The following is a 26,887-nucleotide window of genomic DNA, read 5'->3' on the forward strand; positions in this document are numbered from 1 at the left end:
CGGCCGCTGCAGCTCGTTCTTCTCGGCAGTGGCGTCGTTCTCCCGCACCTCAGCCGTTGGCGTGCGGCGTCGCGACAGTTTTCCGGCTCAGAGCGTCGTTCTCCCGCACCTCAATCGCTCAGGTGCGGGAGAACGACGTTTTTGGCTCCAGGATCGTCGGATTCCCGCACCTCGGCTCCGGCACCCGGTCCCGGTCCTACGAGCGGGCGGAGTCCTCGGGCGTGATGGTCATGGACTGGAAGCGGTGCGCCATGTAGGCGTCGTCGTAGTGCTCGGCGTAGAACTCCTCCACGGGGGACGACGGCGGAAGGCCGCTCTCGCGCTGGTACCAGCACTCAAGGGACTGAAGCGTCATGACGCCGTTCACGAGCATGAGCGCGGCGCAGAGCGCGGTCACGGAGTAGCGCGCCTGCCACGGGATGAGGTTGATGAGCTTGAGCAGCCACGGCAGGCAGACCTTGATCCAGACGAAGCCCAGCGCGCCCCACATGCACATGAAGAGGGTGGACGTGCGCCCGTCGAAGAGCAGGGCGATGGGGTCCGGGAAGAGCCCAAGGATGGTGGAGCCCGAGTAGTCCCATGCCACGGCGCCAAAGCCGACCTGCATGAACCAGGAGACCGCCGCCTCGAAGAGGCCTCCGATCACCGCGGAGACGAGGAAGATGATGACGGGGTTCGCGCGATAGAAGCGGTTGAGCGCCACCGTCATGAGCACGGCGCCAAATCCGTAGATGGGAGAGAAGGGCCCGTAGAGCATGCCGGCGCGGTCCTGGTAGACGCCCGGGTCAACCACGACCATGTGGTAGACGGTCTCGATCACGAGGCCGAGGACGCAGCAGACCACGAAGACCCAGAACAGGTTGAAGAAGTCCAGCTCTATGAAGCCGCGGTCGCCCTTGGCGCGGCCGAGCGTGCCGGCCTCGGCGGCCTCCTCGGTCTCCATGTCGCGGAGCTTGCGCTGGAGCTGGCGCTCGGTGACGAGCGTGGGGTCGATGGTCGCGGAGATGACGAGCAGCACCACGAGGCGCACGCCGTCGTAGATGAGGTTGTCGCCAAATCCGTTGAGCATGATCTCGAGCACGAGGTTGACGATGCCCACGCCCAGGAGCGCGTAGGCGATCTGCGCCACGTGACGCCGGCGGTTGCGCAGCATGAGGACGCCAAAGGCGACGTATCCCACTGCGCCCACGAACATCGTCACCATCTGCACGATGACAAGCGTCATCGTGAGCGTGACGTCGTGGCGCTCGCGGAAGAGGTCGACGCCGTACTGCGCGAGGGGGACGGCTATGAGGGCTATGAGCACCAGCACCGCCGCAGCGGTGACCAGGCAGTAGATGCCGTAGAGCTTGAGCAGCGGCCCGATCTTTCGCGACTCGGCGGGGGCGGTGGCTTCGTTCATGTTCTTCTCCTTGGGGGAGGGGCCAATGAGGGCATCGTACCCCAATCTGGCTAGCACTAACGGACGGCGAGAAGAACCGAGGCGGGTGCGCGCCGGACGAGGCGCGCGGCGCTCAGAACACGAGCTGCACGAGCGCCATGTAGCAGATGGTGCCGCCTGCGATGGAGAGCAGCATCTGCCGGCGCCAGAGGTGGAGTCCGGCGGTGACGGCGATGCCGATGAGCTCGGGCACGCCGTGGGAGCCCGAGAGCCAGCTCACGTCCTTGAGGCAGTAGACCACGAGCATGGCAAAGAGCGCGAGCGGCAGCACCTGCCCGAGGTAGGTGATGACGCGAGGCGTCCCGCGGCGGCCGGAGAAGACGAGGAAGGGGAGCCAACGCGTGAGCTGGGTGCCCAGGACGCACGCACCTATGGTGACGACCTGCTGGACGAGCGTCATGATGCGTCTTCCTCCCGAGGTGCGGCCGGCGGCATGGCTGCTCCTCTCGCCCGCGCCTCGCGGACGACCAGGAGGGCGAGGACCATGCAGACCATGGTGGGCACCATGAAGCTGTCCGCCCCAAACACGGCGAGGCACCCCGCCGCGCAAGCCCCGCCCACGACGGCGCTCCAGCGGTGCTCCGGGTCCTTCTGCCACTGATCGAGGAAGATGACCACGAAGAGCGCCGTCATCACAAAGGAGAGGCCCTCGGTGTCAAAGGGCACCACCTCTCCCAGAACGCCTCCGATGGTGGCGCCCGACACCCAGTAGAGCTGGTTCAGCAGCGTGACGAAGAACATGAACCAGCCGCGGTCGACGCCCGCCGGGACCTCGGCGGAGTAGTTGATGGAGAAGGTCTCGTCGCAGAGGCCAAAGATGAGGTAGGGCTTCTTCCAGCCCATGTCACGGTAGCGCTCCAGCATGGCGATGCCGTAGAAGAGGTGGCGCGCCTGAACCATGAGCGAGACGAGCAGCGCCGCCAGCGGGTTGAACGGGGCGAGCAGGAGGCTCACCGCCACGAACTCGAGCGAGCCGCCAAAGATGAGGAGCGACATCAGCATGGGGTAGGCAAAGCCAAAGCCCGCGGCGTGCATGTAGATGCCATAGGCCATGCCCAGGAACCAGAATCCCGCGAAGATGGGAATGGTGTGGGGGAAGGCGGCCCTGAGGGCGGCGACGGCGGTGCCGCGCGACGCGTTGTCATGGGTTGCTGACATGGTGACTCCGTATCTCCGACGAGCCAGACAAGGATACGCCCTCGGTTTTTCGTGAGGGAGGCGAGGGAGGAAAGTGGTCCGAAGCTGTTACGTGCACCGCGACGTCAGAATCGCTCCGAGTGCGAGCTGTTGGCGGTGGATCTGTCTGCAAAACTGGGTTTGAAGGTGCCTTGCAGTTGGGTGTCGATGCAAAATCCCGCTTCGGGCCGGTGGTTTTTTCTCCGTTATCGAAAAATCGATTAAACTGATGATATTACAAGCTGGGATAACGCTGTCATTTCCATTTTGGAAAGTCGTTCGAAGGAGAAAATAGCACTACCCGAAGGGCAGTTTTGCATGGAGGCCGCTGTCAATCACTGCCCGAAGCTCGATTTTGCAGAGACCGCCACCTTCTGACGCCTCGCGGTCTTGGTGGTGATGCCAAAGGCGTGAGTTGGACGGGACTACCGCGCGTAGTGGTCGAGGCACATCCCTATGAAGTCGCGCATCTCGGCGCGGAAGTCCGTCTCGGGGCGCGCGATCTCGAGCCGCTCGAGCGCCTCGGCGATGAGCGGGTTGCTCCAGCAGCCGCTGACCAGGCCGGTCGCGTGATAGTAGATCGCCACGAGCAGCGGCTCCACACGCTCGGGCTCGATGTCGAGGATGAGGGGCAGGTGTTCGCGCATACGGGCGACGTGGTCGTAGTATGCGCGCTTGAAGGCCATGAGGCGCTCGACGGTGACGTTGGTCTCCACGATGGTGGTGAGCAGGTCACCCAGGCGGAAGTACTCCTGGTGCGCGTTGGCGATGCCGGCCCAGACCTCGGCCACGGTTTCCGGAGAGAGGCCGCAGCCCTCGGGCAGGGCGGTGAGCAGCGCGTTGAAGTATGCGCCCATCTCGTCCGCCGTCAGGAGCAGGAAGACCTCCTCCTTGGTGCTGACGTACTTGTAGAGGTTGGCGCGCGACCAGCCGAGCTCGTCGGCGATGGTGGTGAGCGTGATCTCGTGATAGGGGCGCTCGGCAAACTGCCTGCGTACGGCACCCTTTATCTCCTCGAGGCGCTGACCCTTCTGCTCGGGGCTGCGCGCCCGGATGAACTCTGCCATGACTCCTCCAAACTGTTTACGAGGAAAGTATACCGCAGCTTATCGAGAAAATAAGAAAAAAGACGTCGCTTAACCATTGACAAGATACGCAACGCCACGTAACTTATTTGTAGAGAAGAACCTCTCGTCGAAAGGATTGCCCATGCTCGGCAATTTCAGCTATCACAACCCCACCAAGCTCATCTTTGGTAAGGACGCCATGGGCACCCTGGTTGGTGAGCTTGCTGACTACGGTAAGAACGTCCAGCTCGTCTACGGTGGCGGCTCCATCAAGAGGAACGGCATCTACGAACAGGTGGTCGCTGCGCTCGAGATGGCGGGCAAGACCGTCGTCGAGGATGCGGGCGTCATGCCCAACCCCACGGTCGAGAAGCTCCGCGAGGGCGTGTGTATCGCGCGCGAGAACCGCGTGGACCTCATCCTGGCGGTGGGCGGCGGCTCCTGCATCGACTACGCCAAGGCCGTGGCCGTCTCTGCCAACCTGCCGGCAGATGTGGACCCCTGGCAGAAGTACTGGGTGGACTTTGATGAGCCGGCGGCCGACCTCGACGTCATCCCCGTGGGCTCGGTCCTCACGATGGTGGGCACCGGCTCCGAGATGAACTGTGGCTCGGTCATCACCAACCACGAGACAAAGATGAAGGTCGGTCACGTCTTCGCGGATGCGCGCGTGTTCCCCAAGTTTGCCGTGCTGAACCCCGAGTTCACCTTTACGCTGCCCAAGTATCAGATGGTAGCCGGCATCTTCGACATCATGAACCACATCACCGAGCAGTACTTCTCAGGTGAGGATGACAACACGAGCGATTATCTGTCCGAGGGCCTCATGCGCTCCCTGGTCACCGCTAGCCGCGCCGCCGTGGCCAACCCGGAGGACTATGAGGCTCGTTCCAACATCATGTGGTGCGCCACGTGGGCGCTCAACACGCTCGTTGCCTGCGGCAAGTCCACGGATTGGGAGGTCCACATGCTCGGCCAGGCCGTGGGCGCCCACACCGACGCCACGCACGGCATGACCCTCGCCGCAGTGGCATTGCCGTACTACCGCCTGGTCATGCCGTACGGCGTGGAGAAGTTCGCGCGGTTTGCGACCAACGTGTGGGGCATCTCGCCCGAGGGCCGCACGACCGAGGAGCTCGCGTCTGCCGGCCTCGACGCGATGGAGGCCTGGATGCGCGAGATCGGCTGCGTCATGAGCATCTCCGAGCTCGGCGCCACCGAGGACATGCTCGAGGATCTTGCCGACTCCACCCTCGTCATGCAGGGCGGTTATCACGTGCTCACGCGCGACGAGATCATCTCCGTCCTTCGCGCCAGCCTGTGAATTGGGGACAGTCCCCAATTCACACAAACGTTTGATATGGAGGAGAACGCATGAAAAGGAACATCGGGTCCAAGCCCGCACTCTATCCCATGCCCGTGATCGTGGTGGGCGCCATGAACGGTGACGAGCCTACCTGGACGCCATCGCCCACACGGGCATTCCTAGCCACAGCAAGATCATGGTGAGCCTGGCGGCTGCGCACTTCATCAACGGCTGCATCAAGCAGACCGGCGTGCTCTCCGTGAACGTGGTCGACGAGTCCTGGCTCGACCGCGCGGACTTCTGCGGCAGCGTGAGCGGCGCGCGCGAGAGCAAGGCCGACGTCTTCGCTTGGACCGCGGGCGAGGCCGGCTCCCCGCTCGTCGACGACGCCAAGCTCTCCTTGGAGTGCCGCGTTGAGGACGTCTACGAGGTCGACCACTTCGAGAACTTCATCTGCTCGGTGGCCGGCGCCTATGCGGACGACGCGATCGTGACCGAGGCCGGCAAGGTCGACGTCGCGGCGCTCAAGCCTGTGCTCTTTGAGATGCCCACCTACACCTATCTGGCCACGGGCGAGAAGATCGCTGACTGCCTGAGCTTCGCCAAGGCGAGCAAGGCATAGGCCGTCACGGACTAGCCCAAGCTGGCGAGAAGAACCGCAAGCTCGCGGTTCTCTCGCTTGGGAAGGACGGAGAAGAACATGCTGACGAGAAGGACGTTCGTGAATGCGCTGGCTGCGACCGCGGCGACGGCGGTACTCGCGGGTTGTGACACCACGGAGAACATGCCAGAGACAGCTGTGCCGGAGCCCACGTTGCAGGAGCCTGAGTCCCCTGCCGTCCCGGCGATCTCGACTGCGCCCGTCTACTTCACGCGTGAAATCTCGCCGGAGGGCCTCGCCCGCGCCTTCGACGCCCTGGGCTTCTCGCCCGCCGGAAACGTGGCCGTGAAGCTCTCGACCGGCGAGCCGGGCGGGCACAACTTCCTCTCTCCCGACCTCATCGGCGATTTCGTGCGCAGCCTCGGCGCCACTATCGTGGAGTGCAACACCGCCTACGGAGGGGCGCGCGGAACCACGGAGAGTCACCTCCGGGCCGCCGCCGATCACGGCTTTACTGCCATCGCTAACGTGGACATTATGGACGCCGACGGCTCGATGAGCCTGCCCGTCGAGGGCGGCACGCACCTCACCGAGGACCTCGTGGGCGCCCACCTGGCGAGCTACGACTCCGTGGTCTCGCTCGCGCACTTCAAGGGACACGCGATGGGCGGCTTCGGCGGCGCCATCAAGAACTGCTCGATCGGCATCGCCAGCCGAGAGGGCAAGATGCTCATCCACAGCGCGGGCACCTCCACCACGAGCTGGGGCAGTCCCGCGCAGGATGACTTTCTCGAGTCCATGGCCGAGGCTGCCAAGGCGGTCTCGGACCACTTCGGCGGCGTGGGCGGCGCCATGGCGTACGTCAACGTGATGAACCGCCTGTCGGTGGACTGCGATTGCGACTCGCATCCCGCCGAGCCCGAGATGGCCGACATCGGCATCCTGGCCTCGCTCGACCCAGTGGCGCTCGACCGGGCGTGCGTGGACCTCGTCTACTCGGCTCCGGACGGCGCGGCGCTCGTTGAGCGCATCGAGAGCAGAAACGGCGCCCACACGCTCGACCACGCGGAGGCGATCGGCCTGGGCAGCCAGACCTACGAGCTGGTTGACCTGGACGCCGGAACGACAGAGGAGGAGCCCATGACCATCAACGTGACCTGCAACGGGCGGACGGTGACCTACGAGCTCAATGACAGCGCCGCCGCGCGCGGGCTCGTGGGGCAGCTGCCACTGACGCTTGATGTGGAGCCCTTCGGCAGCAACGAGCAGACCTTCTACCCGCCCGAGGCGCTCGACTGCTCGGACGCCCCGCTCGCCGAGGGAGGCGCCGGCGTGCTCGCCTACTACGAGCCGTGGGGAGACGTCGTGATGTTCTACGACGGCTTCTCCGGTAACGGCGGCCTCTACGAGCTGGGGCGCGCGGTGGCAGGCGCGGAGAACGTGGCGGGCATGGCGGGGACCATCGAAGTGACGCGCGCATAGCGCCGCGTGCGTGTTTTTCCGGGGTGCACCGGAAAACGTACTTTTGACGATCGGACTCAGACGGAATCCTGCGGTTATACGAATAGCAGCTAACAAAATGTGCGTTTTCAAACAGGACGAGAGAACGGAGAAGAACATGCTGTCGAGAAGAAACTTCCTGGCAGTTGGCGTTGCGGGCGCGACCTCGCTTCTGGCCGGTTGCTCTGACGAGAAGGGCGAGGCACCCGCGGCGGCTCCGGCAACGGAGCCGGCCGAGGACGCTCCCGCGGCGGACGCCGCACCGGCGGGCAACGTGCTCGTCGCGTACTTCTCCGCCACCGGAAACACGGAGGGCGTGGCTACCGCGATCGCGGAGCGTCTGGGTGCGGACGTCTTCGTCATCGAGGCGGCGCAGCCCTACACGGAGGCGGACCTCAACTACAACGACGGCGCCTCCCGCACGAGCGTCGAGCGCGCGGACGGGACCAGCCCCGAACTCGCCCAGGTCATGCCCGACGGCTGGGCCGACTACGACACGGTCCTTCTCGGCTACCCGATCTGGTGGGGCGAGGCGGCGTGGCCGCTGCGCACGTTCATGACGGGCAACGACTTTGCCGGCAAGGCAGTGGTGCCGTTCTGCACGTCAGGCTCCTCGGGCATCGGGGGCAGCGCCGATGGCCTTGCGGAGCTCGCCGGCTCTGGTGACTGGCTCGAGGGCGAGCGCTTCTCTGCCGGCGCAGGTGACGAGGCTGCGGACTGGGCAGCGGGACTGGGGCTGTAGGAGAAGAACATGAACATCGTCATCTTGCAGGGAAGTCCCAACCGCGACGGCTCCACCGCCATCCTCTGCGAGGAGTTCGCTCGCGGCGCGCGCCAGGCGGGACACACGGTCGAGCGCGTCGACGTGGCGCAGGCGGACGTGAGGCCCTGCACGGGCTGCGTGGCCTGCGGCTACGGCGTACGCCCGTGCGTCCAGCGCGACGACATGGCGGCGATACTCGAGAAGGTCCTCGCCGCCGACGTGCTGGTCCTGGCGACCCCGCTCTACTACTACGGTATGACGGCCCAGCTCAAAGCCGTGATCGACCGCTTCTGCTCCGAGAACTCCGCCATCACGGCGCGGCGGCTGCGCTCCGTCCTTCTCGCCGTGGCGTGGAACGCGGACAGCTGGACCTTCGACGCCCTTGAGGCGCACTACGACACACTGGTCCGCTATCTCGACCTGCGTGACTGCGGCCGCGTGCTCGGCCACGGCTGCGGCACGCCGTCCATGACGCGTGCCACGGACGCCCCGCAGCGCGCCTTCGAGTTGGGCCGCTCGCTGTAAAGCCTTATCAGCATCTGCGCTCCATCATGTCGTGGGCAGAGCATGTTTCATCGCCGGAAGGCTTTCGCCAAACGGGAAAAGAAGGGAAAACTCGGGAAAAGACGGGAAAACTTGCAAAACAAGTGAAAGATACCGAGAACTGGCGCACGCGCATGAATCGCCTGTTCAAGTCGCTGGAGAAGTACGACATAGGCCTCCTGATAACCATCGACGAGATTCGCGTCACGCTCGACGAGATGATCGCTTTCGCCTCTACGTACCAACTCTTCGTCCGTGAGGGCAAACGAGCGGGACTGCTCATGGCGGGCCTTCTCCAGCAGGTGTCAGCGTTGTTGCGGGACGAGTCCGTTTCTTTCCTGCGCCGCTGCGTCCAGCATCATTTATCGCGAGCTCTTCGAACAGGATGTTCAGTTTCTTGAGGCGAGGCTGCCCGATAGCGGGGACGTGAGCTCCATTTCAAATGTCGCGAAGCGCATGGGTGTGAGCAGCAACTATGCGTCCAAGTATCGTGCGCGCCTCATTGAACAGGGCGTCATTGGAGAGCGCGGGCGCGGTCGGATTGGCTATGATATGCCGTTCTTTAGGGAGTTCGTAGACAAGATGCACACAGCGTAGTCGAGAAGAAACTCGTGGGTCGTCCCTACGCCCAACCGCGTGCTCGGAGTTCGGTGACCAGCGGATCGAGGTAGCTGCGCTCGCAGCCGTCGTAGCCCTCGCGCATCTGGGCGAGGGCCGTGGCCGAGCGCTGGTCGCCCTTGCGCACCTCGCCTTCGAGCATCTTGAAGTAGATGCGCATCATGACTTTGTCAACCGCGCCGAGCCGCTCGAAGTGAAAGCCGCCCTGGCAGTAGCACCATGGCAGGTCGGGGTAGGCGTCTGTGGGGAAGGAGCGTCGGAACGCCTCCTCGTGCTCGCTTGCGGGCCAGAGCTCGCAGGGCATGGGCGTGGCGCCCACGGCAACCACGGCATAGCGCTTCTCGCTGTGCGCTGCGATATAGGTCCTGAACCGTTTTGCCCCCTTGAGCGATGCCGCGTGGAACCAGCTGCAGAGGACCACGAGGTCCGCGTCTGCGGCGGCGACCTCGATTCGTTCGAGCGGGGCCGCCTGGCATCCGAGCTCCTCCGCGAGCCAGTCGGCGTATCTCTTGGCAGAGCCCGTCTGCGAGCAGTATGCGACGACCGCGGCCATGATAACCCCTTTCGACGGAGGACGGATTATCCACGTTCTTCTCGCCAGTGTACGGGGTCGGCGTCAGCTCCCGGTAAGCCGCCTGCGAGATGCAGGCGTGAAGGGCTCTGGCCGTCGTCGCGGCTGTCCCTAACGGATGAAGTTCGTTGTCTGACCGGCCTCCTGCGCGGGCAGCGCAACGCCCGCCGCGCGACCCGCCTCCAGGCACTTGAGCATCCAGGCCATGTTGCGGCCGAGCTGGCGCATGGTCCAGAGGCCCTCGGCGTCATGCTCGGTCTCTGCCGCCACGTTGCCGTGGACGTTGTTCCAGTAGCGGGAGCTCACGACCGGCATCTGAGCGATGGTGAAGAACTTGTTGATGTCGTCGAAGGCCGAGGTGGTGCCGCCGCGCCGGGCGCTCGCCACGGCAGCCGCCGGCTTGTATGCGAGTACGTTCTTCTCGCTCGCGCGGCCGTTGCTGTAGAAGAGGCGGTCCATGAAGCCCAGAAGCGACGCCGCGGCGTGCGCGTAGTGGACCGGCGCGCCAAAGATGAAGCCGTCGGCCTCGGCGGCCTTGGGGCGGAACTCGTTCACCACGTCGTCGAACGCGCAACGGCCGAGCTTGGAGCATCCGCCGCAGGCTACGCAGCCGCCCACGGGCCGCGCGCCGATCCAGAAGATCTCCGCCTCGACGCCCTCTGACTCCAGCGTGCGCGCCACCTCCTCGAGCGCGCGGTTGGTGCTCCCCGTCTTGTGCGGGCTTCCGTTAACGAGCATGACCTTCATGGGTTTCTCCTCTTACGACGATGCAATGTTGTTAACAAAATGCTGCTAGCCCACCAAGATTCGATTGTTCTCGTAAGCAAATACTACTAGGTCTCGATAAGGCCATGCTCAGTTTCGTTACCGTTCCTCATGGCGCGATAGCGAGCGTCCATTTTCTCCGCATACTCGGCTTCGCTCGGATTGCGCCGGTGCGTGTCAAGAGAGGGAGCATCGCCCTCGCGAACGAGCTCAAGGAACCGCCGCGCGGCGTCGCCGAGGGGGACGTCGCGCTTCCAGGCGAGGTCGATGACCGAGACGAGCGGTGGGAAGAGCAGGCGAAACTCCAGCTCCGTGCCCGTGCCCGCCGTCGTGAGCCCGTCAAAGGAGAGCATGCGGCCCACGCCCTCGCCCACGAGCAGCGCGCCGTTGTAGGCGAGGTTGTACGTCGCGGCGACGTTGGCTTCGGCTGCCCGCTCGCCAAACCACGTGGCGAGAAGCCCGGTGAGCTTGTCGCCCCTGACATGGCGCTCCGGCACAATGAGCGGCACGTCGAGAAGGTCGGCGGGGCTCGCGGCCTCGCGCGCGACCAGCGGGTCGTCGTCACGCATGAGCACGCCCCAGGCGTCGGTGGGGGAGAGGCGCAGGTGCGCGTAGCGGTCCACGTCGGGGTAGCTCATGAGCACGGAGAAGTCGTCGACGCCGTGCTCCAGGCGCTCGATGAGGTCCGGCGCGTTGCCGCTGTGCAGGTGGAAGCGCACGCCGGGGTACTTCTCGCGAAAGGCGTGCACGTGGCGGGCGATCACGCGCAGGCCCTCTGACTCGCCGGCGCCGATGAAGACGTCGCCCTCCACGATGTCCTCGCCGTGCGCGAGGTCCGCCGTGGCCTGGTCCGCGAGGCTCACGATCTCCTGCGCACGTCGTCGCAGGTAGAGGCCCTTCTCGGTGGGCGTGACGCTGCGGCTGTGGCGCTCGAGGAGCGGGGTGCCGAGCTCGCGCTCCAGCGCTGCGATCTGGCGCGAGAGCGCGGGCTGCGTCACGTGCAGCGCCTCGGCCGCGCGCGACATGGTGCCGTGCTCGCAGACGGCGAGGAAGTAGCGAAGCGTGCGGAGTTCCATGCGTGCTCCCATGAGAATACGGAATATCACGATATACGATATAAGTAATTGTAGCTCAGCATCCCACGACGGAGAATGTGACAAAGGGACAGTCCCTTTGTCACATGGGAGGCGGACGTGAGGGTTGAGCTGCGGATAGGCGAGGTTACGGTGCCGGTGGAGCTGAACGGGTCCGCCGCCGCCCGCGCGCTTGCCAGCCGCGTGCCGCTGGAGCTCTCCATGAGCGTCTCGAGCGTGGGGTGCTGCGGGCAGCTGCCCTTCTCGCTTCCGCACGACGAGGCCGACATCCACCCCGGCTGGTCCGACGGCGACCTCAACTACAAGCCCGAGGGCGACTGGCTCGCGCTCTTCTTCGACGACGAGAAGAACTCCGCACGCTACGGCGGCCAGGTCACGCTGGGCCACGTGGTGGGCCCGCTCGACGCGCTGCGGGGTTTGGAGCGGACGTGCAGGGCGAAGATCGAAGCTCTGTATGAGGGGTCGTGAAATTAGTTCGCATTCGAATCGGCTCGTCAAAGAATCATCTGGGCAAACGTTGCTGGGTACATGGTTTTCAGCTATCCAATGCGAACTAATTCCTGGGATTCGTGAAGGAAGCGCATCCTACGGACGTTGTCTGTGGGGAGGAGACATGGCATTTTCGGTGAACCTGTATTACACGGTCGGGGCTGGCGTCACTCGTGACCAGGCACTCATTCGCAAGTAACCAAGCGGACAAGGTCCGGTGAAAGGAGATCATCATGGCAGTCAAGCAGACGGCGGGACGAGATCAGCTGGGTGGGCTCGCGCCCAAGTTCGCGCAGCTCAACGATGATGTCCTCTTTGGCGAGGTATGGAGCCGTGAGGATCAGCTCAGCCTTAAGATTCGCTCGATCGTGACCGTGGTGACGCTGGTGGCCAAGGGCATGGTGGACAGCTCGTTCGAGTACCACATGCTCGCGGCGCGCACGAACGGCGTCACGCGCGAGGAGATGGCGGAGATTCTCACCCACGAGGCGTTCTATGCCGGTTGGCCCAATGCGTGGGCGGCATTCCGCGTGGCGCTCAAGGTCTACGGTGACGAGGCGGACGCTAGCGAGGGCACGTCCTTCTCGCCCATGTTCGGCCTGGGCAACCCCAACGACGGCTACGCCCAGTACTTCATCGGCCACTCGTACCTCAACCCGCTGACCAGCGCCGCGGAGTGCGGGGTGGGGCTTGCCAACGTCACCTTCGAACCGGGCTGCCGCAACAACTGGCACGTCCACCACGCCGACAAGGGCGGCGGGCAGATTCTCATCTGCACCGACGGTCGCGGCTGGTACCAAGAGTGGGGCAAGGACCCGCAGGAGCTCACGCCGGGCACCGTCGTGGTGATTCCGGCTGGCGTCAAGCACTGGCACGGTGCCGCGCGCGACAGCTGGTTCTCCCACATCGCCTTTGAGGCGCCGGGCGAGAACTGCAGCAACGAGTGGCTCGAGCCCGTCACGGACGAGCAGTACCCGGCGTAGGTGAGCTCTATGGCAGACATGACCTACACGACACTTGGACACTCCGGAATCCGGATCCCGCGCCTGTGCCTGGGCGGAATGAGCTTCGGCGCGCCCTCGGCGGACTTCCATCAGTGGACGATCGGCCCGGACGAGACGCGCTCCGTCATCAAGCGTGCCCTCGAGCTGGGCGTGAACTTCATCGACACGGCAAACTGCTACGCGCACGGCACGAGCGAGGAGTTCATCGGCGCCGCCCTGCGCGAGCTGGGCGTGCGGCGCGACCAGGTGGTCCTCGCCAGCAAAGTCTTCTTCAACGAGGGTGGTCTCTCACGCGAGGCGATCAACCGCGAGATCGACGGCACGCTCGCGCGCCTGGGCACGGACTACCTGGACCTCTACATCATCCACCGCTTCGACTACGCCACGCCCATCGAGGAGACCATGGAGGCGCTCGACGGCCTCGTGCGCGCGGGCAAGGTGCGCGCCCTCGGCGCGAGCGCGATGTACGCCTACCAGCTTCACAACATGCAGGTCGCGGCCGTCCAGAACGGCTGGACTCCGTTTACGAGCATGCAGTGCCACTACAACCTGCTCTACCGCGAGGACGAGCGCGAGATGATTCCCGTCTGCCGCCAGTATGACATGGCGCTGACGCCCTACAGCCCGCTGGCGTCCGGGCACCTGTGCCGCCCCACGTGGGACTCCGCGTCCAAGCGCTCCACGACCGACGCCACGATGCGCAACAAGTACGACGCCGACCGCGAGCGCGACATGCCCATCGTCGCGCGCGTGGCAGAGCTGGGCGAGCGCCGCGGCGTGCCCATGTCGCGCATCGCGCTCGCCTGGCACTGGGCGCGCGGCGTGGAGGCGCCCATCGTGGGCTGCTCCAAGCCCGAGCGCGTGGATGATGCGGTGGCGGCCCTCGACGTGGCGCTCGCGCCCGAGGAGGTCGCCTACCTCGAGGAGCCGTACGTCGCGCACGAGCTCGTGGGTCCGGCGGCCCGTCCCGGCGAGAAGCCCCTCGCGGGCACCACGAACCCCAACGCAAAGTAGGGTATGTAAATTGGGGACAGTCCCCAATTTACAGAAGGGGCGCACCATGGACCTGAAGGGCGTCATCACCAACGAGAAGAACCAGGCTATGCCCGCCGGCGTCGTGCCCCTGGGCCCAGAGGCATTCGTCCCCCGCGCGGACACGGCGGTGACGTGGCTCGGCGGCGCGGGCATACTGCTCAACGCCCGGGGCACGCGCGTCATGATCGACCCCGTGCTCGAGGGCTTTGACATGCCCGTGCTCTTTGACGCGCCGGTGGCGCCCGCGAGCGTGCCCGCGCTCGACGCCGTCCTGATCACGCACATCGACAACGATCACTTCAGTCGTTCCACCTGTCATGACCTCGCGGACGTGTGCCCCGCCTACCACGCGCCACGCTACGTGGCCCAGGTTGCGCGCGAGGAGGGCCTGCCCGGTGTCGGCCACGACATCGGAGAGTCCTTCTCGGTGGGCGCGGTGACGGCGCGCCTCACACCCGCGTGGCACACCTGGCAGAACGAGTCGGCAAAATGGTCCTATCGCACGTGGGCGCGCGAGGACTACTGCGGCTACTGGCTCGATACGCCGGACGGCTCGGTCTGGCTGCCCGGTGACTCAAGGCTGCTGCCGGAGCACCTGGAGATGCCCGAGCCCGGCCTCATCCTCTTGGACTTCTCCGACAACGAGTGGCACATCACCTTCGACGGGGCGGTGCGCCTTGCCAACACCTACCCGAGCGCGCGGCTGCTGTGCATCCACTGGGGCACGGTCGACGCTCCGGACTGGTCTACCTTCAACGGCGACCCGCGGGTGCTCTCCGCGCAGGTGGTCAATCCTGAGCGCGTGCTCGCCCCGCTGCCCGGCGAGCCGGTTGTCCTGTAGGGCAACTTTGCGGGTGCCCGTACTTCTCGGCATTGTTCAAGGCGATGCCCGCACTTATGAGTGCGGGCATCGAGTGCGGGCAGTTTTGGCCGTTTTGACGAACAAGTGCGGGAAGACTCTCGGCGTCTCTTCTCAAGTGCGGGCATCGAGTGCGCTCCAGCCCGCACTTCTTGCGCAGGGCGAGAAGTGCGGGCGCGCTCTCGGGTGATGCCGAGAAGTGCGTGCGGCCGCGCCCTCCACGTACCCGCTACGCCAGCAGCGCGGCGTGCTCCGGGTGCTTCTCGAACCAGCTGACCGCATACGAGCACGTGGGGCGCGCGTAGAACCCGCTCGCGGCGATGCTTGCCACGGCGCGGCCCAGGAGCTCTCCCGCAACGCCCCGACCGCGGAGGCTCTCGTCCACGAAGGTGTGGTTGATCTCTACGATGCCCGGCTCGACCTGCGGGAAGGTCACCTCGGCCAGAACGTTCCACTGCTCGTCCAGCACCTGCACGCGGTCGCGCTCCATGATCCAGTCCATGCTGCCTCCTTTGATTGCGGTCGGACATGGCTATTGTCTCACACGACAACGGGTAGAACCTCCAGCGAGGACAGTTGGCAGCAGCGGGCGGAGGCGCACAATGGCACGGGCTTGGCACATCGCAAACGGGCACCTCGCGACGGGCGAGAAGGACGGCGAGCATGTCACCATCCTCCTGCGCCTTGAGGAGGCGCGGTCGCGCCAGCTCTCTCACACGCAGCGCGAGGTCCTCGACCAGCTCGAGCACGCCGCGATGCCCTTTCTGGAGCGCACGTCCACCGGTGCGGCGGGGCTCGTGGTCACTCCGAGCGGACGGCGCCGCTTTGGCTTCATCCTCACTCCCAACGAGCTGGTGCTCATTGATGACGGAGACGCTTGCGCCACCGCGCTCGGCCGCGCCGTGGAGGACCGGGCGCGCGTCGAGGGACCGGCAGGCGCCCTCTGCGCCCTCCTCCGCGAGCTCTTGCGCGATCACCCGGCGCGTCTCTCTCGCATGCGCGAGGACTTCGAGCTGATGGAGCAGCAGGTCCTCGAGGGGCGCGAGCGTCCGGACCGGCGCAAGATGATGGCGGACTCGCGTCGCATGCTCGGGCTCGACACGTTTTACCAGGGCATGTCGGATCTTGCCGGCGAACTCGCCGAGGACGATTCCGGCCTTGTGACGCCTGCGGACGGCGCGCGGCTCCGCTCGCTCGCACGCCTCCTGAGCCGGCTCGCCACGCGCCTGGAGTCACTGCAGGACTACAGCCTGCAGGTTCACAGCCTCTACCAGGAGTCCATCGACGTGCGGCAGAACAACGTCATGCAGTGGCTCACGGTGGTGACCACGATCGTGATGCCGCTCACCTTTGTTACCGGGTGGTACGGCATGAACTTCCCGCACATGGCGCTCTTTGACGTGCCGTGGGGCTATGCCGCGGTGGTTGCGGTGTGCGTCGTAATCGTGGCCGTTGAGGTGGCGTTCTTCTGGCACCAGGGCTGGCTGAGCTTTGGTGAGCGGCGTGAGCGGCGTCGTAAGGACGGCAGACGGCGGGATTGATAAGCGTCTGCGGGAGGGGTATAACATCGCGCAACGTTCTCGTCTGAGGAGGCTGAAATGGCTGGCTTGGACTACACGACGCGCGACAAGGCCCTGTGGATCGCGCTTCTCGCCCTGTGCGTGGCGAACGCGGCGGCCTACGTCCTCTGGGCGCTGCCCGCGATGCCGGAGACGGTGCCCACGCACTGGGGCGTCGACGGCACGGCTGACGGCTGGGACAGCAAGGGCTCCACGATCTTCATGGGCGTCGTCATGCCGTTCCTGATCCTGGCGCTGCTCTTCGCGGTCCCGCACTTCGACCCGCGCGGCGAGAGCTTCAACCGCTTCAAGGGCATCTATCAGGGATTCTCTGCGGCCTTCACGGTATTCATGGTCGTCATGGCGTGGATCACGCCGCTGACGGCGCTCGGCGCCCTCCCGACAGCGGGCAGCTCGATCGTCAACGTCGTCGCGTTCGGTTTTCTGGGGCTTCTGCTCGTGGGTCTTGGCGTCGCGATGCCGCACATCGAACCCAACTACACCTTTGGCGTGCGCGTGCCGTGGACGCTCGCGGATCCTGAGAACTGGCGGCGCACGCACCGCTTCGCCGGTCCGGTCTTCGTGGTCATGGGCGTGGCCGCGCTCGCGTCTGCGCTTCTCTCCTCCACGGCGCCCGAGCTCACGCTGGTCGTGCTGCTCGTGGCCCTTCTCGGCGGCACGGCGCTCGTCGCGCTCTACAGCTTCCTGTTTTGGAGGGGTGTCATCCACTAGGACTGTCACTTGGGGACGCTGCCGCATTCGTCGCGCTCGGACGACCACAACACCGCCGTCGCGGCGGACGAATCTGGTCGTTTGAGCGCGATGAGTGAAAAACGTCGCAGCCTCTGGCCCTTCTCGTCCCCGGCAACGGCCCCAATCACAGCTCGCGCACGCGACCGTCGCGGACCTCCCAGGTGCGAGCGGTGCAGGCATCGAGGAACCGCCGGTCGTGGCTCACCAGCAGGAGCGCGCCGGGATAGGCGGCGAGCGCGCGCTCGAGCGCCTCGGTGGAGTGCAGGTCAAGGTGGTTGGTGGGCTCGTCCATGACGATGAGCGCGGGATGGCGCAGGATGCCCTCCGCGAGCATGAGCTTGCGAAGCTCCCCGGGGCTCGTGCGCCCGCCCTCGAGGATGCGGTCCGGGTCCGAGTTGAGCTGTGCCACGGTTGAGAGCACGCGGCCACGGTCAGCCGGCGTCAGGCTCGTCACGCGCCCCACCACGGCGTCGCGCGCCTCCGCCGGTAGCTCCTGCGGGATGTCCAGCACCTCCAGGCCCAGCCCCGCGTCCGCCGCCTGGGCGAGAAGAACCCGCAGGTGCGAAAGAAGCGTGGACTTTCCGGCGCCGTTGGGCCCGACGACGCCAACGTGGTCGGTGTTCCCCACCCAGAGCTCGGGAATCTCGAGCGTGCCCTCCGGGCCGCAGGGGATGGTTGCGGGCGGCACGTGCAGCACGGTGCGGCGGCGGGCGGGCTCGGCATCCATCCAGAGGTCGCCGTCGTAGCGCTTGGTCACTCGGACGGCCGCCAGGCGCTCCCGCGCGGCGACAAGGCGCGCGTCCATCTGGGACGAGAGGCGCCCTGCCTGCCCGTCCTTGCCGGTGAACACGGCGAGGTCAATCTTGCCGCGTGCGTCGTGGTCGCGTGGGTCCAGGTTGCGCTTGCTGCGCCGCGCGTCGGCCCGCGCCGCCTCGTGGGCCCGCTTGTCCTTCTCGGCAGCCAGCCGCGCGAGCTCGCGCTTTGCGTTCTGTCGCTCGGCTGCCGCGGAGCTGCGCTCGAGCTCTGCCTGGTCGTGCGCGGCGCTGTAGCCTCCCGGGCGCACGACGATGCCCCCGGGCTCGAAGGACGCGCAGCGCGTGGCGAGAAGGTCCACGAGCTCGCGGTCGTGGCTCACGAGGATCCCGATTCCGCGGAAGCGCGCGAGCGCCGCGCCCAGCTGCTCGCGGGCGTCCGCGTCCAGATGGTTGGTGGGCTCGTCCGCCACGAGGACGTCCGGTCTGCCCCAGAGGGCCGTCGCCACCTGCAGCTTCTTGCGCTCGCCAAAGGAGAGCTCGCCCCAGCGCCAGGGCATGTCGTCCTCTATCCGAAAGCTCTCGCGCAGCTCTCGGGCATCGCGACCGTAGTCAAGCGCGAAGTCAGCGAGTCCCTCGGGCGGCTCGTCCGCGTCCTGTGCGACGTAGGAGCAGACCAGGTTGCGCGTGACCGAGCCCGCGTCCGGCTCGATGAGCCCGCACGCGATCTTGGCCAGCGTGGTCTTGCCGCAGCCGTTGTCGCCCAGAAGCGCGGTCCAGCCGGCGGGGAAGGTGATGGTGAGGTTGCTGATGACGGCCTCGCGGGCCGCGGGGTAGGCGTACGTGACGCCGGAGAGCACAAGCTGCATAGACATCTCTTCTCTGGCAACTTGACAAGGGGACAGTCCCTTTGTCACGTTATGCTGCCATCGGTGGTTTCTTGGCCGAGGATGTCTAGCGGATGCGCACGGCTCCGGGTCCTTTCGACGGGGTTACGTCGCCGTTAGTATGCCGTGGCGGCGCATTACCGTCAAGCCTTCCAATCACCATGTTTCTCCGGACAAAATGGCGTTCTGGTAGCCTAGATTATGTCCGGAAAAACATGGTGATTGAAGAGAGTGCGAGAAGGACGAGGAGGTTGACGCGTGAGGCAGGCGGTCGTGGGGTTGCTGGCGCACGTCGACGCGGGCAAGACCACGCTCGCGGAGGCGATGCTCGCCACGGCGGGCGCCATCCGTGCGGCGGGGCGCGTGGACAGCGGCGACTCGCACCTGGACACCGACGCCATGGAGCGCGAGCGCGGCATCACGATCTTCTCATCCAGCGCGGCGCTCGACTGGGACGGCGCCCACCTCATGCTCGTGGACGCGCCCGGCCACGTGGACTTCTCCGCGGAGGCCGAGCGCACGCTGCAGGCGCTCGACTACGCGATCCTTGTGGTGGGCGCAAACGACGGCGTCCAGGGCCACACCGAGACGCTCTGGGACCTGCTCGAGCGCCATGCGATTCCGACCTTTGTCTTCGTGAACAAGTGCGACCTGGAGAACGCGGGGCGAGAAGAACTTCTCGCAGAGCTCTCCGCCCGCCTCTCGATGGGCTGCGTCGACGCGGCGGCGCTGCTCGCCGGCGACGCGGAGGCCCTGGAGGAGGCGGCGGCGAGCGACGAGGCAGCTTTGGAGGAGTACCTGGAGAGCGGGGCGCTCGCGTCCGGTACGCTGCGGCGCCTGATTGCAGAGCGTGCCGTCTTCCCGTGCTTCTTTGGCGCGGCGCTGCGCGACGACGGCGTGCGGGAGCTGCTCGACGGGCTCTCCGATCTCATTGTCGAGAAGGACTGGCCCACGGAGTTTTCTGCCCGCGTCTACCGCGTCTCGCGCTCGGCCCGCGGCGAGCGGCTCGCCTGGGTGAAGGTGACGGGCGGTGACCTGCGTGCCAAGATGCAGCTTGCGGGCAGCGACCGGGGAGCCCCGTGGCAGGAGAAGGTCAACGAGGTGCGTCTCTACCAGGGTGCGAGCTTCGAGACCGTCCCCGAGGTGCCCGCGGGGCGAATCTGTGCCGTCACGGGCCTCACGCACGTCGTCCCCGGGAGCGCCCTCGGCGCCGAGCCCGCCGGCGAGCGCCCGGTGCTCGCGCCCGTTCTGTCCTACCAGGTGATCCCCGAGCCCGGGTCGGACGTCTCCGCGCTCGTGCGGGCGCTGCGCGAGCTCGCGGACGAGGACCCGCTGCTCGGCGTGACCTGGCAGGAGCAGCTTCAGGAGGCGCACGTCCAGCTCATGGGCGAGGTCCAGCAGGACGTGATTGCGGAGCTGCTGCGGGAGCGCTACGGCATGAGCGTCACCTTTGGCCCGGGCGGCATCCTCTACAAGGAGACCGTGACCGCGCCCGCCGAGGGCGTGGGGCACTTCGAGCCGCTGCGCCACTACGCCGAGGCGCGCCTCTCGGTGGAGCCGCTCCCGCGCGGCGCCGGCGTGGAGTTTGGCACGCGCTGCTCCACCGACGACCTCGACCTCAACTGGCAGCGCCTCGTCCTCACCAATGCCATGGAGCGCGATCACCTGGGGCCCCTCGCGGGCGCGCCGCTCACGGACGTGCGCATCACGCTGCTCGCGGGTCGCGCGCACCCCAAGCACACCGAGGGCGGCGACTTCCGCCAGGCCACCTACCGCGCCGTCCGTCAGGCGCTCATGGGTGCCCGCGAGCGCGGGGAGTGCCTGCTCCTTGAGCCGTGGTATCGCTTCCGCCTGACGGTACCGGCGGACCGCGTGGGCCGCGCGCTCACGGACCTCACGCGCATGGCCGCCGTCTTTGAGGCCCCCGCTGCGTCCGGCGAGACGGCGCGCATCACGGGTGAGGTGCCTGCCTCCGAGGTGGGGGAGTACGCGCTCGAGGTCGCGCGCTACACGGGAGGGCGCGGGCGCATCTCGCTCGAGCTCGCGGGCTACCTGCCCTGCCACAACGCCGACGAGGTCATCGCCGCCGCGGCCTACGACCCCGAGGCCGATCTTCCCAACACGCCGGACTCCGTGTTCTGCAGCCACGGCGCCGGCCACACCGTCAAGTGGTACGACGTTCCCGAGCACGCTCACACCGAGGTCGACCCCGCGCGCCTGCGCCCGTACCGTGCCGCGGACGCCGCGTTCTTCTCGAAATAGGGCAAAAGGGCCTGCCCCCTCGAATCACGTTTCGTGTCCGCGTCCCCTTTGAGGCTATGTACACTGCGCATACCGGGTGTGTACAGTCCGTCTGAGGTCCTTCTCGCATAACCGCAGGTCGGGGGCATAGGCGAGAAGAGCACGCGGGTCGAGGACCGTACATACCAGGTATGTACACTGAGCATACCCTCAAAGGGGGCGCGAGGAGCAGGGCCGTCGCTCGCCCGTCTCACACCAGGTCGTACGGCATCTCGCGCGCGAAGAGGTAGAAGAGCGCGAGCGCGGGCCAGAGAATCGGCAGGTAGAGGTACGCCGCCCCCAGGACCGCCAGGCGCAGGGCGTAGAACGCCAGGCGCCGAGCCCCCGTGCGCTCGCGCGTCTCGCAGCTCATGCGCACGAACGAGCCACCCGGCGTGGAGCCGCCGTGCAGCCAGGGGCGCACGCCCTCCACCCAGACGAACGCGGCGGCGGTGAGCCAGAGCACCCACGGTTCGTCCGCCCAGCGCTCTCCGCCGGGGACGTTTCGCAGCGCCAGCGCGATGGCAGCGGCGGCCGTCACCGCCACGATCGAGACGAGCGTCGTGTCCAGCCAGAGCGCCACGCCGCGGCGCACGAAGCCCGGCGAGCGCGTGACCTCTCCCTCCTGGGCAAGGGCGCCGGGAGGCAGGACGCGGCCGAGCGCCGCCGCGCACATCCAGCCCAGCGCCGCACCGGAGGTGTTGTAGATGAGGTCATCCACGTCTGCCGTGCGATAGGCGTAGTCGTAGATGCCAAAGAGCCCCGTGCCCTGCGCGGCCTCGATGCAAAGCGACGCTAGGAGCCCCACGAGGACAGAGCACCAGAATCCCCAGCGCAGCAGCCGACCCGCGATGAAGCCCAACGGCATGAACAGCACCACGTTGAACGCTATCTGCGGCAGCGTGCTCACGCCCTCGCGCCGGAAGTCGTCCACGAAGGCAAGGGGGTCCAGCTGCCACGGCACCCCGTAGGTGATGCCGAGGCCGGAGCTCCCGCTCGGCAGCGGGTAGAGCGTGAAGCACCCCAGGCCCAGCACGTAGAGCACCGCGAGGTAGGTGGTGAGCGCCGAGCCAAACCGCAGCCTGCCGTCGCGGTGGTAGAGCCACGCCAGAATCGGCAGCGTGAGCGCGGCGGACGCCAGCGGCCAGAGCGCCAGCGCCGCGAGGAAGTTCTCGGTGTACCCGGAGAGGAAACGCCTGATGAGGTTCATGTTGTCCGTTCTTCTCGTCTCTTCGCGCGGCCTCATTGTCTCCCAGAGGCGTGCTCGCCGCCATCGAAATGGCTTACGGTTTCGCAAGGGTCGGACTCGTCCTGAGGGCATGTGCACCCAGCCTTGGGGTATGTACACCGCGCCTCGAGGTTCTTCTCGCGAAGTCGCAGGTCAGCGCCACGGCCGAGAAGAACGAGCGGGTCGGGAAGTGCACATACCCTCGAGGGGTGGTGCACATACCCTCATCACAGCGCCAATGCGGGGGTGACATCTCCAAAATGGCGCGCTATCATGTATTGGAAACGTTTCCACTCCAGCAGTGAGCGCCGATAGCAGGAAGGGAGGCCCCGCACATGACCCTCGTTCTTCTCGTCGTCATCTACGTGGCATTTGTCGGCCTGGGCATTCCCGACTCGCTCTTTGGCGCGGCGTGGCCCGCCATCTACGCGGACCTTGGCCTCCCGGTCTCCCTGGGCAGCGTCATCACCATGATCGTGAGCTGCGGGACCATCGTCTCCAGCCTTGCCTCCGCCGCCGTGATCAACCGCTTTGGGACCGGACGCGTGACGGCGGTCTCCACCACGCTCACCGCGCTCGCCCTCCTGGGCTTTGCACTTGCGCCGAGCCTCGTGTGGCTGTGTCTGCTCGCCATCCCGCTTGGCCTGGGCGCGGGCTCCATCGACACGGCGCTCAACAACTACGTTGCGCTCCACTACCACGCCACGCACATGAACTTCCTGCACTGTGCGTACGGTGTGGGCGTGACCATCAGCCCGTTCATCATGTCCGTCGCGCTCTCCTCCGGCACCTGGCGCGAGGGCTACCTCGGTGCCGCGGCCTGCCAGGCGGCGATCGCCCTTCTCACCATTGCCATCCTGCCGCTCTGGGGCAAGGTCGCCCACGTTCACGAGGAACAGGGCGAGAAGGACGTGGAGCCCCGCACGGAGAGCCCGCTCACGCTGGTCCGCCGGCGCGACGTGCGCCTTGCCTGTCTGATCTTCCTGGCGTCCGTTGCCATCGAGGGCATCTGCAACTCCTGGGGCACGAGCTACCTCGTCAACGCGCGCGGCATGGGGGCCGGGGACGCTGCGGGCATGATCACGGTCTACTACGTGGGCGTGACGGCCGGGCGCTTTCTCTCCGGCGTGCTCGCCAACCGCCTCTCGAGCAAGCAGCTCGTGGGGCTGGGGCAGCTGGTCACCCTCACTGCCGTGCTCGTGCTGCTGGCGCCGCTGCCGCTCTCCGCCGCGCCGGTGGGCCTCTTCCTCGTGGGGTTTGGCAACAGCCCGCTCTACCCCAACATGCTGCATCTCACGCCGCGCCTCTTTGGCCGCGAGCTCTCGCAGTCGGTCATCGGCGTGCAGATGGCCGCGTCCTACGTGGGATCGCTCGCGCTCGCGCCGCTCTTTGGCGTGGTGGGGGAGGCCTTCGGGTTCTGGCTCTTCCCCGTGGCGCTGCTCGTGCTGACCCTCGTGGTGGTTGCCGCCTTCGTCGCGCTCATGGTCCTCAAGGGCTGGGAGCCGCGCCGCGCGGCCGAGCGCCTCGCGCGCAGGAGCAGGGGATAGCCGCGCCGCCCGCCCTCTGCTGCCCCTCGCGGCGCTCCGCCTGCGTGGCGCTGTGCTACCGTTTCCATCAGGCGGGCTGGGCGAGCAGGCGAGAAGGGCGGTGGGCCATGCGCATCTACAAGGGCAATCCGGAGCTGGTCTTCCGCGGCAGGGTCGCCCCGTGGTACGGCGTCCTCTCCGGCGTGGTCGCCGCTGCGGCGGCGGTGCTGGCGCTGCAGCCGGGGATGCCGGCCGTCGTGCCGGCCATCGTGCTGGTGGCCGCCGCGATCTTCCTCTGGCCCATCGTGGTCCGCAACCGTGTGGAGCTCTACGCCAACCGCCTGGAGATCGTCTCTGGCTGGGGCCGCACGATCATCCCCTATGACCACGTGCGCGACGTGCGCCGCTCCGCCGGCGCGCTCGTACCGGAAGAGTTCACCGGACACGTGGCGGCCGCCTCGACGGACGCGGTCTTCATCGATGCGCCGATGGACGGCGACGCCGTGGTCTCTGTCCTCGGCAACGACCACCTAGTGACGGAGCTGCGCCGTCGCGCCGGGCTCGACGCGCCGGCGCCCTCGCCCGCGACGTCCGATCCTACGCCGGCTTCCGCGCCACGACGGCAAAGGTAAGCGGGATGCGCGGAGCGCCCGCGGGCATGGTCCAGCCCTCCGGCGTCTCCTCGAGGCAGGGGAGCGACCGCCACTCGGCAAAGGCGCTCTCGCGGAAGTCCTCGATCGCAAGGCCGGCGGCAAGCAGGCTGCCCAGGATCTCCTGAAAGTCGTGGTTCCAGTTGTGCGCGCTCGTGTGCGCGATGGCGCCGGCCGATCCGGGCACGTAGCTGCCGTCGTCCTCGTAGTCGTCGCAGAAGCCCGAGAGGTAGTCGGCGTGCACCTCGAGTGACTCGTAGAGCAGGGCGCCCAGCAGCGGGTGGTCGTCGCGGACGACGAGAAGGCCGCCGGGTCTGAGGAGCCGCGCGATCGAATGCGCCCAGCTCGAGAGCTCCGGTAGCCACTGGAGCGCACCCGTGCCCGTGACCACGACGTCGAAGGTCCGGTCGATGGCGTCGGCGGCAAGCCGCGCGTCCCCCTCGACGTAGGTGACGCTCGCCCCGGCCCGCCCCGCGATGACCCGCGCCTGCTCGAGCGAGGCGGGAGAGAAGTCCAGCCCCCAGACCTCGGCCGCGCCCAGGCGCTCCCAGCAGAGCGTGTCCGTCCCGATGTGGCACTGAAGGTGCAGGACGGCGCGGTCCGCGAGTCCGTCCGGCCCCAGGTGGGGGCGCAGGACCTCGAAGTCGCGCCGCGCGACGGGCGAGACGTACGACCGGTCCGCCACCAGCCGCTCGACCTCGTAGAACGGCGAGGCGGCGTGCACCGCCGCCCGGTCGTCCCAGTTGGCGCGGTTCTCGGCCACGCGCCAGTCGTTCTTCTCGTCCATGCGCCTCTTCCCCTAGGTGTCGAGTTGGCTAACGGGGTTGACGAGCTTCCAAAGGAGCCCTCCTGGCACGAGGGCGTGCTCGGCCTCTTCCCGGGAGCGCAGCTCGACGAGCCGGCATCCCGAGGGGCGAGCGTCAAGAAGCTCGCGGATCCGGGGCAGCTGCTCGTCCGGGAAGCGCCGCACGTAGCTGACGAACTCGGGATCGAGCTTTGTCTCCTGCCAGGGCAGGTCCTCGCGCGCCTTGCCGATGCGCGCCCGGATTCCCTCGAGGCACGTCTCGAGCGGCAGGTCAAGAAGAACGACGGCGTCGGCACGCTCGAGGCGCGAGGGAAGCGTCCGGAGGTAGGTCCCGTCAATGATCCAGCGCTCCTGGGACACGAGCTCCTCGTGCGCGGCATCAAACGCGGCCCTCGTCACGTGGCCGCCGTCGGGAAGGTGCCAGAGCATGTCGAGGTAGTGGAGCGGCAGGCCCGTGAGGTTGCGAAGGCCGCGCGCGAGCGTCGACTTGCCCGAGCCCGGGCTCCCTATGATGGCGACGCGTCTCAAGGTGCCTCCTCTTCCAGTTGCGATGGGGCAGAGAGTATACATTGGCCTCGGGCACGCTACAATGCCGCCAGAGCGGCGAAGGGAGACCATCATGGCAATCGAGCGCGTGGCGATTCTGGGTAGGGGCGCGGTGGGCCTGCTCTACGGGACCATTGCCGAGAAGAACCTCGGGCCAGGAGCCGTCCAGTACGTGATGGACGACGCGCGCTACGCGCGCCACGCCGGCGAGTCCGTGACCGTGAACGGCGAGCCGTGCCGCGTGCGCACCGTCCCCGCGAGCGAGGCCGAGCCAGTCGACCTGGTGATCCTTGCCATCAAGGCACCCGGTCTGCCGGTGGCGCTCGACACCATGGAGCGGCTCGTGGGGCCGCATACGGCCATCGCGTCGCTGGTCAACGGCGTCACGAGCGAGGAGCGCGTGGCGGAGCGCTTTGGCTGGGGGCGCACCGTGCTCTCCGTGGCGCAGGGCATGGACGCCGTCTTCATCGGGTCGGGCATGACCTACAGCCATCCCGGCGAGATTCGCTTTGGCGCGGCGCCGGGGACGGCCCCGGGCGTGGTCGAGGACGTGGCCGACCTCTACGCCCGCGCGGGCATCCCGCACGTGGTGGAGGCCGACATCCGCCACCGCATGTGGACGAAGCTCATGCTCAACGTGGGCATCAACCAGGTCTGCATGGTCTTTGGCGGAACCTACGGCACCGCCTCCGAGCCGGGGAGCGAGCAGAACCGCTGCTTCGTGGCCGCCATGCGCGAGGCCCTTGCCGTGGCGCGCGCCGAGGGCGTGGACGTGACCGAGGCGGACCTCGCTCAGATGGCCGCGCTCATCGCCTCGCTCGACCCTGATGGCATGCCCTCGATGGCGCAGGACCGCATCAATGAGAAGCCCACCGAGGTCGAGGAGTTCTCCGGCACCGTGATTCGGCTCGCTCAGAGGCACGGCCTGCTCGTGCCCACCAACCGCTGGCTCTACGAGCGCATCCGCGAGCTCGAGGCCGGCTTCGGAAATGTGTGAATTGGGGACAGTCCCCAATTCACAGAAACGTTTGATATCAATCATTTGTGTTAATTGGGGACTGTCCCCAAT

General features: G+C 66.9%; 28 protein-coding genes. 16 read left to right on the top strand and 12 right to left on the bottom strand.

The features are described 5' to 3' along the window. Positions 1-196: 196 nt before the first annotated feature. From B5F79_RS01985 to B5F79_RS02000, 4 genes are all read right to left on the bottom strand, one after another. Entirely contained in the window at positions 197-1,402 is a 1,206-nt protein-coding gene (locus tag B5F79_RS01985; protein ID WP_087217228.1) for a putative ABC transporter permease, read from the bottom strand. Between the two features lie 112 nt (positions 1,403-1,514). Then, a complete protein-coding gene (locus tag B5F79_RS01990; protein ID WP_087217229.1) occupies positions 1,515-1,841 on the bottom strand; it encodes a branched-chain amino acid transporter permease in 327 nt (108 codons plus the stop codon). After that, positions 1,838-2,599, bottom strand: a complete 762-nt coding sequence (locus B5F79_RS01995) for an AzlC family ABC transporter permease (protein ID WP_087217230.1) — start codon at positions 2,597-2,599, stop codon at positions 1,838-1,840. Before B5F79_RS01995 ends, B5F79_RS01990 begins: the two co-directional genes overlap by 4 nt. Positions 2,600-3,042: 443 nt before the next feature. Next, a complete protein-coding gene (locus tag B5F79_RS02000; protein ID WP_087217231.1) occupies positions 3,043-3,684 on the bottom strand; it encodes a TetR family transcriptional regulator in 642 nt (213 codons plus the stop codon). Positions 3,685-3,826: 142 nt separating this feature from the next. Here B5F79_RS02000 and B5F79_RS02005 point away from each other — a divergent pair, with 142 nt between their 5' ends. The 6 genes from B5F79_RS02005 to B5F79_RS02030 all read left to right on the top strand — a co-directional run bounded on the left by B5F79_RS02005 (position 3,827) and on the right by B5F79_RS02030 (position 8,798). After that, positions 3,827-5,008 carry an iron-containing alcohol dehydrogenase gene (locus B5F79_RS02005; protein ID WP_087217232.1) on the top strand — a complete coding sequence of 394 codons (1,182 nt, stop codon included), beginning with the start codon at positions 3,827-3,829 and terminating at the stop codon, positions 5,006-5,008. Between the two features lie 178 nt (positions 5,009-5,186). After that, positions 5,187-5,612 carry a flavin reductase family protein gene (locus B5F79_RS02010; RefSeq protein WP_206390965.1) on the top strand — a complete coding sequence of 142 codons (426 nt, stop codon included), beginning with the start codon at positions 5,187-5,189 and terminating at the stop codon, positions 5,610-5,612. A 162-nt stretch (positions 5,613-5,774) separates the two neighbouring features. Continuing rightward, a complete protein-coding gene (locus B5F79_RS02015; protein ID WP_206390966.1) occupies positions 5,775-7,073 on the top strand; it encodes a cyclophilin-like fold protein in 1,299 nt (432 codons plus the stop codon). 136 nt (positions 7,074-7,209) lie between these two features. Continuing rightward, on the top strand, positions 7,210-7,833 hold the full coding sequence (locus B5F79_RS02020; RefSeq protein WP_206390969.1) for a flavodoxin: 624 nt from the start codon (positions 7,210-7,212) through the stop codon (positions 7,831-7,833). Between the two features lie 9 nt (positions 7,834-7,842). After that, entirely contained in the window at positions 7,843-8,379 is a 537-nt protein-coding gene (locus tag B5F79_RS02025; protein ID WP_087217235.1) for a flavodoxin family protein, read from the top strand. Positions 8,380-8,405: 26 nt separating this feature from the next. Continuing rightward, the gene (locus B5F79_RS02030) at positions 8,406-8,798 is read left to right on the top strand and encodes a hypothetical protein (RefSeq protein ID WP_143786215.1); all 393 of its coding nucleotides are present in this window, start codon (positions 8,406-8,408) and stop codon (positions 8,796-8,798) included. A 221-nt stretch (positions 8,799-9,019) separates the two neighbouring features. Here the strand turns inward: B5F79_RS02030 and B5F79_RS02035 are convergent, their stop codons facing one another. The 3 genes from B5F79_RS02035 to B5F79_RS02045 all read right to left on the bottom strand — a co-directional run bounded on the left by B5F79_RS02035 (position 9,020) and on the right by B5F79_RS02045 (position 11,427). Further along, complete coding sequence (locus B5F79_RS02035; protein WP_087217237.1) at positions 9,020-9,568, bottom strand: flavodoxin domain-containing protein; 549 nt, start codon at positions 9,566-9,568, stop codon at positions 9,020-9,022. Positions 9,569-9,697: 129 nt separating this feature from the next. Further along, positions 9,698-10,333: a flavodoxin family protein gene (locus tag B5F79_RS02040; RefSeq protein WP_087217238.1), complete on the bottom strand. Its 636-nt coding sequence runs from the start codon at positions 10,331-10,333 to the stop codon at positions 9,698-9,700. A gap of 86 nt (positions 10,334-10,419) precedes the next feature. Next, entirely contained in the window at positions 10,420-11,427 is a 1,008-nt protein-coding gene (locus tag B5F79_RS02045; protein WP_158094817.1) for a LysR family transcriptional regulator, read from the bottom strand. Between the two features lie 117 nt (positions 11,428-11,544). Here B5F79_RS02045 and B5F79_RS02050 point away from each other — a divergent pair, with 117 nt between their 5' ends. The 4 genes from B5F79_RS02050 to B5F79_RS02065 all read left to right on the top strand — a co-directional run bounded on the left by B5F79_RS02050 (position 11,545) and on the right by B5F79_RS02065 (position 14,814). Beyond that, on the top strand, positions 11,545-11,913 hold the full coding sequence (locus tag B5F79_RS02050; protein WP_087217240.1) for a cyclophilin-like fold protein: 369 nt from the start codon (positions 11,545-11,547) through the stop codon (positions 11,911-11,913). 254 nt (positions 11,914-12,167) lie between these two features. After that, complete coding sequence (locus B5F79_RS02055) at positions 12,168-12,917, top strand: carboxymuconolactone decarboxylase family protein (protein ID WP_087217241.1); 750 nt, start codon at positions 12,168-12,170, stop codon at positions 12,915-12,917. A gap of 9 nt (positions 12,918-12,926) precedes the next feature. Further along, the gene (locus B5F79_RS02060) at positions 12,927-13,952 is read left to right on the top strand and encodes an aldo/keto reductase (protein WP_087217242.1); all 1,026 of its coding nucleotides are present in this window, start codon (positions 12,927-12,929) and stop codon (positions 13,950-13,952) included. A gap of 46 nt (positions 13,953-13,998) precedes the next feature. Continuing rightward, positions 13,999-14,814 (top strand): MBL fold metallo-hydrolase, encoded by an 816-nt coding sequence (locus B5F79_RS02065; protein ID WP_206390972.1) that lies wholly within the window; start codon positions 13,999-14,001, stop codon positions 14,812-14,814. A gap of 247 nt (positions 14,815-15,061) precedes the next feature. Here B5F79_RS02065 and B5F79_RS02070 read toward each other — a convergent pair whose 3' ends face one another. Continuing rightward, positions 15,062-15,334, bottom strand: a complete 273-nt coding sequence (locus B5F79_RS02070; protein ID WP_087217243.1) for a GNAT family N-acetyltransferase — start codon at positions 15,332-15,334, stop codon at positions 15,062-15,064. Positions 15,335-15,434: 100 nt separating this feature from the next. Between B5F79_RS02070 and B5F79_RS02075 the strand changes: the two genes are divergently transcribed. Together B5F79_RS02075 and B5F79_RS02080 are read left to right on the top strand one after the other, a co-directional pair. After that, entirely contained in the window at positions 15,435-16,373 is a 939-nt protein-coding gene (locus B5F79_RS02075) for a CorA family divalent cation transporter (RefSeq protein WP_087217244.1), read from the top strand. Positions 16,374-16,430: 57 nt separating this feature from the next. Continuing rightward, positions 16,431-17,123 (top strand): SdpI family protein, encoded by a 693-nt coding sequence (locus B5F79_RS02080; RefSeq protein WP_087217245.1) that lies wholly within the window; start codon positions 16,431-16,433, stop codon positions 17,121-17,123. Between the two features lie 145 nt (positions 17,124-17,268). Here the strand turns inward: B5F79_RS02080 and B5F79_RS02085 are convergent, their stop codons facing one another. Further along, positions 17,269-18,765, bottom strand: coding sequence for an ATP-binding cassette domain-containing protein (locus B5F79_RS02085; RefSeq protein ID WP_087217246.1), 1,497 nt, complete (start codon positions 18,763-18,765; stop codon positions 17,269-17,271). Between the two features lie 276 nt (positions 18,766-19,041). On the opposite strand from B5F79_RS02085, the gene B5F79_RS02090 reads away from it, so the two are divergent. Continuing rightward, positions 19,042-21,045, top strand: coding sequence for an elongation factor G (locus tag B5F79_RS02090; protein ID WP_087217247.1), 2,004 nt, complete (start codon positions 19,042-19,044; stop codon positions 21,043-21,045). Between the two features lie 229 nt (positions 21,046-21,274). Here the strand turns inward: B5F79_RS02090 and B5F79_RS02095 are convergent, their stop codons facing one another. After that, positions 21,275-22,273, bottom strand: coding sequence for a VanZ family protein (locus B5F79_RS02095; protein WP_087217248.1), 999 nt, complete (start codon positions 22,271-22,273; stop codon positions 21,275-21,277). Between the two features lie 353 nt (positions 22,274-22,626). Between B5F79_RS02095 and B5F79_RS02100 the strand changes: the two genes are divergently transcribed. Further along, on the top strand, positions 22,627-23,838 hold the full coding sequence (locus tag B5F79_RS02100) for an MFS transporter (protein ID WP_087217249.1): 1,212 nt from the start codon (positions 22,627-22,629) through the stop codon (positions 23,836-23,838). 107 nt (positions 23,839-23,945) lie between these two features. After that, on the top strand, positions 23,946-24,449 hold the full coding sequence (locus B5F79_RS02105; protein ID WP_087217250.1) for a hypothetical protein: 504 nt from the start codon (positions 23,946-23,948) through the stop codon (positions 24,447-24,449). Here B5F79_RS02105 and B5F79_RS02110 read toward each other — a convergent pair. Together B5F79_RS02110 and B5F79_RS02115 are read right to left on the bottom strand one after the other, a co-directional pair. Then, positions 24,415-25,254, bottom strand: a complete 840-nt coding sequence (locus B5F79_RS02110) for a class I SAM-dependent methyltransferase (RefSeq protein WP_087217251.1) — start codon at positions 25,252-25,254, stop codon at positions 24,415-24,417. The two genes, B5F79_RS02105 and B5F79_RS02110, sit on opposite strands and share 35 nt — an antisense overlap. 12 nt (positions 25,255-25,266) lie before the next feature. After that, a complete protein-coding gene (locus B5F79_RS02115) occupies positions 25,267-25,800 on the bottom strand; it encodes an adenylate kinase (RefSeq protein WP_206390974.1) in 534 nt (177 codons plus the stop codon). 91 nt (positions 25,801-25,891) lie between these two features. Between B5F79_RS02115 and B5F79_RS02120 the strand changes: the two genes are divergently transcribed. Beyond that, entirely contained in the window at positions 25,892-26,815 is a 924-nt protein-coding gene (locus B5F79_RS02120) for a ketopantoate reductase family protein (protein WP_087217252.1), read from the top strand. The last annotated feature ends 72 nt before the right edge of the window (positions 26,816-26,887 follow it).

The organism is Olsenella sp. An285 (genome assembly GCF_002159625.1).
Taxonomy (GTDB): Bacteria; Actinomycetota; Coriobacteriia; order Coriobacteriales; family Atopobiaceae; genus Thermophilibacter; species Thermophilibacter avicola.

What these genes read in the sequence shown, in the direction of transcription:
- B5F79_RS02110 (WP_087217251.1), bottom strand. Translation starts at nt 25,254, where the DNA reads ATGGACGAGAAGAACGACTGGCGCGTGGCCGAGAACCGCGCCAACTGG.
- B5F79_RS02120 (WP_087217252.1), top strand. Translation starts at nt 25,892, where the DNA reads ATGGCAATCGAGCGCGTGGCGATTCTGGGTAGGGGCGCGGTGGGCCTG.
- B5F79_RS02040 (WP_087217238.1), bottom strand. Translation starts at nt 10,333, where the DNA reads ATGAAGGTCATGCTCGTTAACGGAAGCCCGCACAAGACGGGGAGCACC.
- B5F79_RS02100 (WP_087217249.1), top strand. Translation starts at nt 22,627, where the DNA reads ATGACCCTCGTTCTTCTCGTCGTCATCTACGTGGCATTTGTCGGCCTG.
- B5F79_RS02045 (WP_158094817.1), bottom strand. Translation starts at nt 11,427, where the DNA reads ATGGAACTCCGCACGCTTCGCTACTTCCTCGCCGTCTGCGAGCACGGC.
- B5F79_RS02075 (WP_087217244.1), top strand. Translation starts at nt 15,435, where the DNA reads ATGGCACGGGCTTGGCACATCGCAAACGGGCACCTCGCGACGGGCGAG.
- B5F79_RS02000 (WP_087217231.1), bottom strand. Translation starts at nt 3,684, where the DNA reads ATGGCAGAGTTCATCCGGGCGCGCAGCCCCGAGCAGAAGGGTCAGCGC.
- B5F79_RS02010 (WP_206390965.1), top strand. Translation starts at nt 5,187, where the DNA reads ATGGTGAGCCTGGCGGCTGCGCACTTCATCAACGGCTGCATCAAGCAG.
- B5F79_RS02105 (WP_087217250.1), top strand. Translation starts at nt 23,946, where the DNA reads ATGCGCATCTACAAGGGCAATCCGGAGCTGGTCTTCCGCGGCAGGGTC.
- B5F79_RS02070 (WP_087217243.1), bottom strand. Translation starts at nt 15,334, where the DNA reads ATGGACTGGATCATGGAGCGCGACCGCGTGCAGGTGCTGGACGAGCAG.
- B5F79_RS02095 (WP_087217248.1), bottom strand. Translation starts at nt 22,273, where the DNA reads ATGAACCTCATCAGGCGTTTCCTCTCCGGGTACACCGAGAACTTCCTC.
- B5F79_RS02035 (WP_087217237.1), bottom strand. Translation starts at nt 9,568, where the DNA reads ATGGCCGCGGTCGTCGCATACTGCTCGCAGACGGGCTCTGCCAAGAGA.
- B5F79_RS02055 (WP_087217241.1), top strand. Translation starts at nt 12,168, where the DNA reads ATGGCAGTCAAGCAGACGGCGGGACGAGATCAGCTGGGTGGGCTCGCG.
- B5F79_RS01990 (WP_087217229.1), bottom strand. Translation starts at nt 1,841, where the DNA reads ATGACGCTCGTCCAGCAGGTCGTCACCATAGGTGCGTGCGTCCTGGGC.
- B5F79_RS02060 (WP_087217242.1), top strand. Translation starts at nt 12,927, where the DNA reads ATGGCAGACATGACCTACACGACACTTGGACACTCCGGAATCCGGATC.
- B5F79_RS02080 (WP_087217245.1), top strand. Translation starts at nt 16,431, where the DNA reads ATGGCTGGCTTGGACTACACGACGCGCGACAAGGCCCTGTGGATCGCG.
- B5F79_RS02085 (WP_087217246.1), bottom strand. Translation starts at nt 18,765, where the DNA reads ATGCAGCTTGTGCTCTCCGGCGTCACGTACGCCTACCCCGCGGCCCGC.
- B5F79_RS02065 (WP_206390972.1), top strand. Translation starts at nt 13,999, where the DNA reads ATGGACCTGAAGGGCGTCATCACCAACGAGAAGAACCAGGCTATGCCC.
- B5F79_RS02025 (WP_087217235.1), top strand. Translation starts at nt 7,843, where the DNA reads ATGAACATCGTCATCTTGCAGGGAAGTCCCAACCGCGACGGCTCCACC.
- B5F79_RS02005 (WP_087217232.1), top strand. Translation starts at nt 3,827, where the DNA reads ATGCTCGGCAATTTCAGCTATCACAACCCCACCAAGCTCATCTTTGGT.
- B5F79_RS02030 (WP_143786215.1), top strand. Translation starts at nt 8,406, where the DNA reads ATGTCGTGGGCAGAGCATGTTTCATCGCCGGAAGGCTTTCGCCAAACG.
- B5F79_RS02015 (WP_206390966.1), top strand. Translation starts at nt 5,775, where the DNA reads ATGCCAGAGACAGCTGTGCCGGAGCCCACGTTGCAGGAGCCTGAGTCC.
- B5F79_RS02020 (WP_206390969.1), top strand. Translation starts at nt 7,210, where the DNA reads ATGCTGTCGAGAAGAAACTTCCTGGCAGTTGGCGTTGCGGGCGCGACC.
- B5F79_RS01995 (WP_087217230.1), bottom strand. Translation starts at nt 2,599, where the DNA reads ATGTCAGCAACCCATGACAACGCGTCGCGCGGCACCGCCGTCGCCGCC.
- B5F79_RS01985 (WP_087217228.1), bottom strand. Translation starts at nt 1,402, where the DNA reads ATGAACGAAGCCACCGCCCCCGCCGAGTCGCGAAAGATCGGGCCGCTG.